This is a genomic window from Microcoleus sp. OTE_8_concoct_300 (assembly GCF_031383065.1).
GTDB lineage: Bacteria > Cyanobacteriota > Cyanobacteriia > Cyanobacteriales > Microcoleaceae > Microcoleus.
Map to the genome: position 1 here is coordinate 1 of NZ_JANMZH010000559.1, position 7,601 is coordinate 7,601.

Annotated in this window: 3 protein-coding genes and 1 pseudogene; 1 reads left to right on the plus strand and 3 read right to left on the minus strand. The window is 45.7% G+C overall.

What is annotated here, in order from left to right; translation table 11 throughout:
* Positions 1–198 precede the first annotated feature (198 nt).
* Complete coding sequence (locus ACUVJL_RS25745; RefSeq protein WP_445248438.1) at positions 199–381, plus strand: hypothetical protein; 183 nt, start codon at positions 199–201, stop codon at positions 379–381.
* A 69-nt stretch (positions 382–450) separates the two neighbouring features.
* Here ACUVJL_RS25745 and ACUVJL_RS25750 read toward each other — a convergent pair whose 3' ends face one another.
* The 3 genes and pseudogenes from ACUVJL_RS25750 to ACUVJL_RS25760 all read right to left on the minus strand — a co-directional run bounded on the left by ACUVJL_RS25750 (position 451) and on the right by ACUVJL_RS25760 (position 7,504).
* A complete protein-coding gene (locus tag ACUVJL_RS25750; RefSeq protein WP_445248439.1) occupies positions 451–3,048 on the minus strand; it encodes an ATP-binding protein in 2,598 nt (865 codons plus the stop codon).
* A gap of 435 nt (positions 3,049–3,483) precedes the next feature.
* Positions 3,484–6,351: pseudogene (locus tag ACUVJL_RS25755) on the minus strand (ATP-binding protein); the annotation flags it as partial.
* Positions 6,352–6,517: 166 nt separating this feature from the next.
* Positions 6,518–7,504: an AEC family transporter gene (locus ACUVJL_RS25760; RefSeq protein ID WP_445248440.1), complete on the minus strand. Its 987-nt coding sequence runs from the start codon at positions 7,502–7,504 to the stop codon at positions 6,518–6,520.
* Positions 7,505–7,601: the final 97 nt, after the last annotated feature.

The window sequence follows — 7,601 nt, forward strand, 5'->3', positions numbered from 1 at the left end:
GATGAAGGTTTACGACTTTTGGCGGGAGGGCATCTCGCTAACGCTTCCAGACGACGTGTAAGACCATCTAAAGGCACTGCTTTTAGAGGCAACGTTGGATGAAGGAAGAATCTCGGCCGTTTTACGGCGGGGAGTTGTCAAGTTAATCACCTTCGTAACAAGGGATTGCTGCTTGCCTAGGTTAGCATAGTTGATATTTTGGTAATCTGGTCTTGGGCGCGGTTCGTTTTGCCCCTGTCAGGAGTTGCGATCGGGGCTGGTATAATGCCCGATCGCCAATCTAATTTAGTTATTATGGATTTTCTCAAATACAAATTAGTCGATCGGACTCAACGAAGTCAAACTCGACAAACAAAAGCAGGAAGAATGAAAAATGAATAACCTTTTTCATTAGTCAACAGTCATTAGTCATTAGTCATTAGTCATTAGTCAACAGTCAACAGTCAACTTTTATTCGGTAACAGGTAACACTATCTCAAATTCAGTTCCCTCTCCCTGATGGGAATTCACCTCAATTGTTCCGCCGTGGGTTTCAACTACAATCTGGCGGGCGATCGCCAATCCTAACCCCGTACCTTTTCCTACTGCCTTCGTTGTGAACAGATGGTCAAAAATCCGCTGTTTGACGGCTTCTGTCATGCCCGCACCGTTATCGGCAATCTGAATTTTGATGTGCCGATCGCCCGACAGACTGGTACGAACAGTGATACAGTGTGGATTTGCTTTAATTGCCTCCAAACTGCGTCCTTGGTTTGATTCTTCTAGGGCATCGATCGCGTTAGCAAGCAGGTTCATAAAGACTTGGTTCAGTTGACCGGGAAAGCATTCGATTTGCGGGAGATTGCCGTAGTCTGTGACAACTTCGATCGCGGGATGGTCTTCGTTGGCTTTCAGCCGGTGTTTCAAAATTAAGATGGTGCTGTCAATGCCCTCATGGATATTAAACGGAACTTTGTAGTCTTTATCGGCTCTGGAGAAGGTGCGGAGGCTGATGCTAATGCCGCGAATGCGATCGCATCCCACTTTCATCGACAACAGCATCTTTGGCAAATCTTCTAAGGCATACTCTAAATCCATATCCTCCGCATCTTCTTCGATTTCCTCCCCTGGATTTGGCAGTTTTTCTTGATATAATTTTAAGTGGGAAATCAGATCTTTGATCGTGGTGGTTGCTTCCTCAATATTGCCGCTAATAAAGCCGACAGGATTATTAATTTCGTGGGCTATTCCTGTGACTAGATTGCCCAAGGCGGACATTTTTTCGCTTTGCACGATCTGTAACTGTGCTTGCTGCAAATCAAGGAGCGATCGCTCTAATTCTTGTGCATAAGCTTGAGATTGTTGGTACAACCGGGCATTTTCTAGAGAGATAGCGGCTTGGGCGCACAAAAGTTGGATGACTTCCGTGCGATCGTGTGTAAATGCACCAATTGTCAAGTTATTTTCTAGATATAGCAACCCGATTAATTTACCCTGATTTAACATCGGCGCGCACAGCACACTTTTGGGCTTTTCCTGCATCAAATACGGCTCCGCAATAAAATCGTTTTGTACTGCTGCATTATCCAAAACCACAGTTTTGCAAGTCCGCTTAACATAGTTGACCACAGCAGCGGGAACCTCGTCGCTGCCTGACAGCGGTACAGATATTGAGATGACATCTCGATGGAAGGAGGCCACAGCTTCGATCGCGAGATTCCCATCCTTAAGCAACAGGAGAACAGCTTTTTTTGCCCCGGCATTTTCCATCACTACACACATCAGTGCACCCAGTAATTTTTCTAATTGAATTTCACTCGATAGTGTTTGGGAGGCTTTGAGAATAGTCGCGAAATCGAGGGCTTGGTAAATAGTGCTACTGCTCGATAGAGTTGTGTGCCAGGTTTGATGTAAAACTGACGATTTATTGATTGTGTGGAGGCTAGTTTCGCTGATTCCAAAACGATTTTCTCTTCCCTGCAATATGGGAGCAAGAAGTTGGGGATAGCGTTTTTCTAAGTCATCGATTTTGGCTTTCGCACCCCAGCGAGCATAACAGTAGTAGGCTTCTTGCATATAAGCTTGCGCCAATTTTTCTTTGCCCCAGTCGAGGTAGAATTTAGCTGCTAGTTCGTTAGCGAGGGCTTCTTCTTGGATGTATTCGTTTTCTTTCGCTCCAGAAATGGCGCGATCGTACATTTCAATAGCTTCTGCCCTCTGTCTGCCAACTCGGTATTTCTCTGCTTCTACCAACTGCCACCTATGCAAATAATTCATGGGGGCGTGTTCTGCCCAATGCTGCAACTTCCTTTGATTTTCCTGAACTCCTTGCCGCTGCGTTTCTAACTCCGTCTCGGACTCAGGAGTGGCAAGGGCTATGAGTGAGTCATAGAAATATAAAACAGCTTCGGAACTAATTCCTACGCTTCCCGCTATATATTGTCTTGCTCGATCGACATCTACGGAGGCCCCAGCAATGTCTTCCAGCAGGAATCTCAACGTCGCCCTGTACAGATAGAAGCTGTAGAGTCGGTACAAATCCTTAGAGGCAAGCGACTGAGAAACTAGCTTCTCCTCATAGCGTTCCTCTTCAAAGGAAATCTCAAACTTGTTTGGATTACCCAATAAAAACAGCGTTGTTTCCCAATAAATCGAACAATAATTTGCCGTCGTTAGTTGGTTGAGGTCGAGTAATTGCTGACGGTATGCCCGAATTTGGGGCTCAAGTTCTGCCAAAGGTTGACCGCACCAGTAGGAATGTAGACAAAATCCATGCCCATTAAACCCGACAAACTCTAAATTTCCTGTTTCTAATCCGGCTTGATAGCCTGCCTGAAAAATGGGGAGGGTTTCCCGCAAATGCGATTTGCGATGGTACAAACAGAGCCCGATCGCAGCAAAAGTTGCAGAGCGAATATTTTTGGCATCCGCAACCCTCGCAAGACGATAAGCTAATCGGCCAAACTGATCGGCTACCGTCACATCTTGTAGAAAGTTGTTGAGAAAAATGCCATAGCAGCTATAGCTATAAGCTGAAGTACGACTGTTGCCATATTGGATAGTTGACACTCCCCAGCTATCAGGCGTGGGGATTCTTAATTCATCGACTGACCTTTAAGCGCTATGTCCTTTCGGCACTTCTTAAACCTTTCAACCGTACAAAATACCAATTGACGAGTTCAACTCACAGCAACCCCAGAGGGTCTATCTCCAAAAGCGTACTAGGATATTTACCTAGAGTTCGGGTATGCCCTACCCTACTTAACAAGACTAAATCTAAATAGTTTGTTTCTCTGGTTAAAGGAACTGTGTCAAGCCCCTAGCTGTTTATAGAGTTTTCGCGGCTCTTTGTCCCCCGGTTTACGCCTGAAAGTGTGTCGTTAACTGTTTTTATGCACGATGGCGCAGGAGTTTAACCTTGACGAATCTAGTATACTAGAAATTTACTGACTTTTAGGAAGGGATTTAAGAAATTCAAGCCGTCCTAGAAGGACAGGGTTTTAGACCCAATTTCCTTGATAAATTTACCTGTAAGGCCGTCACCAGTGCAAACAAAGACGAACCAACCAGATAACAAACTGACACCATACTTGCCGCCACTTGCATCGTGACCAGCTTTTGGGCATCCACTATCGCTGGCAGATCAAATAACTCTTCAATAGGTCGATCGCCGATCGAGCAATTAATTTCCTGCACAGCTTGCTGAATCTCTTCTGATGTAGGGCTATCGGGCAATTCAACTCCTAATTCTTTGAGAATCAACAAACCGATAGCAATTGCTTCTAAAAAGTTGTTCTGGGACGATAATGCCTGAATTTTGACGATGTAAACGCTCACTCGCTCTAGGGGAGTGCTGGTATGATGAATCACAGTGTCAATCCACTGATTCATCTGGTCAAATTCGCCACAGAGTGAAGCCACTTCGGCAGCTATTTCGTGCAAGTTCAAGGTCATCTCGTACTGTCGTTGCCAAGCGCTCTCTCCAAGCAAATTTAGCCCGATCGCAGCATACTCGCGAGCAGCTTGATAAGCAGTAGCGGATCTGGCTTTGCGGCAAGCCGTGAGGTTGAGTTGTGCCAGATAGTCGCGTTCTGCTTGGTCTTCAATCAGCGCAATACCATAATTCAACTGATTGACGACTGAAAAAATTTGCTCTTCTATAGCTGCAGGTGAAATTTGCTGGATCAGTAATTGTCCAATCTGATAGTGAGCACGCGATCGCTCTTGTTCGGGAATTAAAGAATAGGCAGCTTGCTGAACGCGATCGTGCAAAAACTTGTAATTCACCACCTCCGAATTTTCGGTCTCCTCCCGTCTTTCTCGCCCCATATAAAACTTGTAGATTTCACTTTCAGGCAGGATTAACCCCTCTTGCAAAGCCTTCCACAAATCCCCCGCCGTTTCCGTTTCCAATTGCTGGGAGACAACTGCCAAAGTCCCCAAATCAAACTGACTCCCAACACAAGCAGCCAACTTCAACACATTCTGAGTCCCTGGCGGCAGTTTTTGCAACTGCAACGCCATAAACTCTACCACATCATCCGTCAACGCTGCCTCCCGAACTCGAACAATATCGCACTCCCAATAACCAGCCGGCCCATCAAACTCAATCAACGCATCCTGATGCAGTGCTTTGAGAAACTGTGTTGCAAAAAATGGATTTCCCTGGGTTTTTTGTGCTATCAAATCAGTCAACGGTCTTGCCCAATATGGAGCACAAGTGAGCGTATCAGCAACCAAATAATTTAGACTTTCTGAACTCAACGGTTCCAGCGTAATAGTATTCACCGTCGCCCCAGCTTTTGCCATTGCATCCAGTGTCAGCATCAACGGATGTGCTGCAAACACTTCATTATCTCGGTAGGCACCAATTACTAATAAATAGCCTGTTGCTGACTCGGCAACCAGCAGTTGCATTAACCGCAGCGAGGCGGAATCAGCCCACTGCAAGTCATCCAAAAACATCACCAGGGGATGTTCTGGTTTGGTGAACACGTGAATAAAATTTTGAAAGAGCAAATCAAACCGATTTTGGGCCGCCGTTCCTGATAATTCGAGTACGGGCGGTTGTGGTCCAATAATTTTTTCGAGTTCGGGAATTACTTCAATAATGACTTGTCCGTTATCGCCAAGTGCTTGCAAGATTTGAGTTTGCCAATTTTTCAACTGCTGGTCACTGGCGCTCAACAATTGTCCCATTAAATCTCGAAATGCTTGGACAAAAGCTGAGAAAGGAATGTTGCGGTTAAATTGGTCGAATTTGCCTTTGATGAAGTAGCCGCGCTGGCGGGCAATTGGTTTGTGAACTTCATTGACAATTGCAGTTTTCCCAATCCCAGAAAAACCCGCGACTAACATTAACTCACAGCCTCCACCCTTTTCTGATGCCTGGTGGGAAAAACCTGCTACTCGATCGAATGCTGCCAGTAATTCGGCAACTTCGGTTTCGCGACCGTAGAGTTTTTCGGGTATGAGGAAGCGTGAGCCCACATCCCTCTGCGCGATCGTAAAACTCTCTATTCTACCGTTTTCTTCAAATTGCTTCAAACAACATTCTAAATCGAATTTCAGTCCCAAGGCACTCTGATAGCGGTCTTCGGCATTCTTTGCCATTAATTTGCTGACAATCTCCGAGAGTACCGGCGGGATTTCGGGATTGATTTCACGCAGTGATGGCGGTTGCTTGGCAATATGACAGTGTACCAATTCCATCGCATCGTTGGATTGAAACGGCAATTGTCCCCCCAGCAATTCGTAAAAAGTCACGCCCAAAGAGTAAAAGTCTGTCCGGTAGTCAATCCCCCGATTCATCCTTCCCGTTTGTTCGGGAGACAAATAGCCGAGTGTGCCTTCGAGCACGTTAGGATTCATCAGGGTTTGAGTTTCCCTGGGTAGCAAGGATGCAATACTAAAGTCAATGAGTTTGACGTGTTTTGTATGCGGATTAATTAAAATATTGGCCGGTTTAATGTCTTTGTGGATTATCCGGTGGCGGTAGAGTATATCTAATGTATTGCTCAGGTCGATCGCCACTTGCAAAAACTCGCTCAGAGTCGGCGCAGTTTCCCCTGGTTCCATCCATTCATTCAGAGGAATTCCCCCAAAGTCTTCCATTACCAGCGCATAGCTGTTTTGGTAGGGTTCCAAACTGTAGGTTTCGATGATCCCGGGCAAGTTGAGGTTTTTGGCGATCGTGTACTGATTGCGAAATTGCACCAGTTCGCTGAAGCTGGGGTGCTTACTCCGCAAGACTTTGATGGCTACAAGCTGTTTGTCGTTAGTGCGGAAAGCTCGATAAACTAGGGTGCGAGTTCCTGAGTAAAGGGGATCGAGAGTTTGATAACCTGTCAATGTAAAATTTCTACTTGGCATACTCTTGTTATTCACGTTATCTGCGGCTTATTTCCCTAGCAGAAGCCCCTACGGTTTCCAAGCCCCCTGATTCTTATTTTTAATCAATATAACATAGATCGCTCAATGTTTGTGATGGGGATCGCTGAAGTAAGGCACGTTTTAAACTGAGAAATTATTATTTTTATTAAAAATTAAATAACCTCATCCATAGGGGAATAGTGAATAATAAACTAACGCAGCCGATGCCGATCGCAGTTACGGCTAATTCGCGATCGAGATTGAAAGCTTCGGCCAACAACGTAGTACCAAAAGCAGGAGGCATCGCCATTTGCAGCACCAGCACAAGTCGCGGCGCGCCCGCGATCCCCAAAAACGTTAATCCCGTGCCAATTACCAAGGGAACTAACAGCATTTTAATCGCCAGACAAGCCAAAACTGGTTTGAGGTTGTGCAAGGAATTCAACTTGCTCAACTGCATCCCGATCGTAATTAAAGCTAAAGTAATTACAGTCCAAGCGCCTGTTGTTAACAATTCTGCGATTTGTGCCGACAGTGGCAAGCTGCGCGAGACAAACCCTACACCAAAAGCCCACAGTGCCGGATTCAGAACAATTGCGCGCACAGGACCTAACCAACTCTGAGGGCGATCGCTTTTACCGCAGTGAGAAGCAATAGCAACTCCCAGTATATTGATTCCCATGGCAGTGCCTAGCAAGTCGTAAAACAACGCCCAGGCAAAGTGTTCCGACCCTAATAAGGACAAGGTGACGGGAATGCCTAAAAAACCCGTATTACCCACCATCGTTGCTAATAAGAAGCTGCCTTGAGTGGGCAAACTCCAAGCGCTGGTGTGTTCCGGGCTATTTTGGGCGATCGGATTAAGAGTCTTGAAACGTTCCTCGCCGACACCGAAAATTATCAAAATCCCAGCGAGTGTTCCACCTGCTAGAATTGCCGCCCAAGCTATCAGCGGCGCCATCCAAATAGCGCCCGACAAATTGGCGCTGCGGATAAAAGCAACAATGCTCAATGGCGTGCCAAACAAGAAAAGAAACTTAGCTAAATATGTAGAATAGCTTCTGGGTAGCTGGCGGCCGATAAAAAATCCTAACGTCACCCATCCGATCAAATTTAGATAAAGTTTGAGCAGCGGATTTTCTAAATAAACCATGATTAACTAAATATTTACTAAACGACTTAGGAATGAGAATTAAATAACTTTCACAAGTTTGTGGGATGGGCGTCCCGCCCGTCCAAAAAGGACGGGC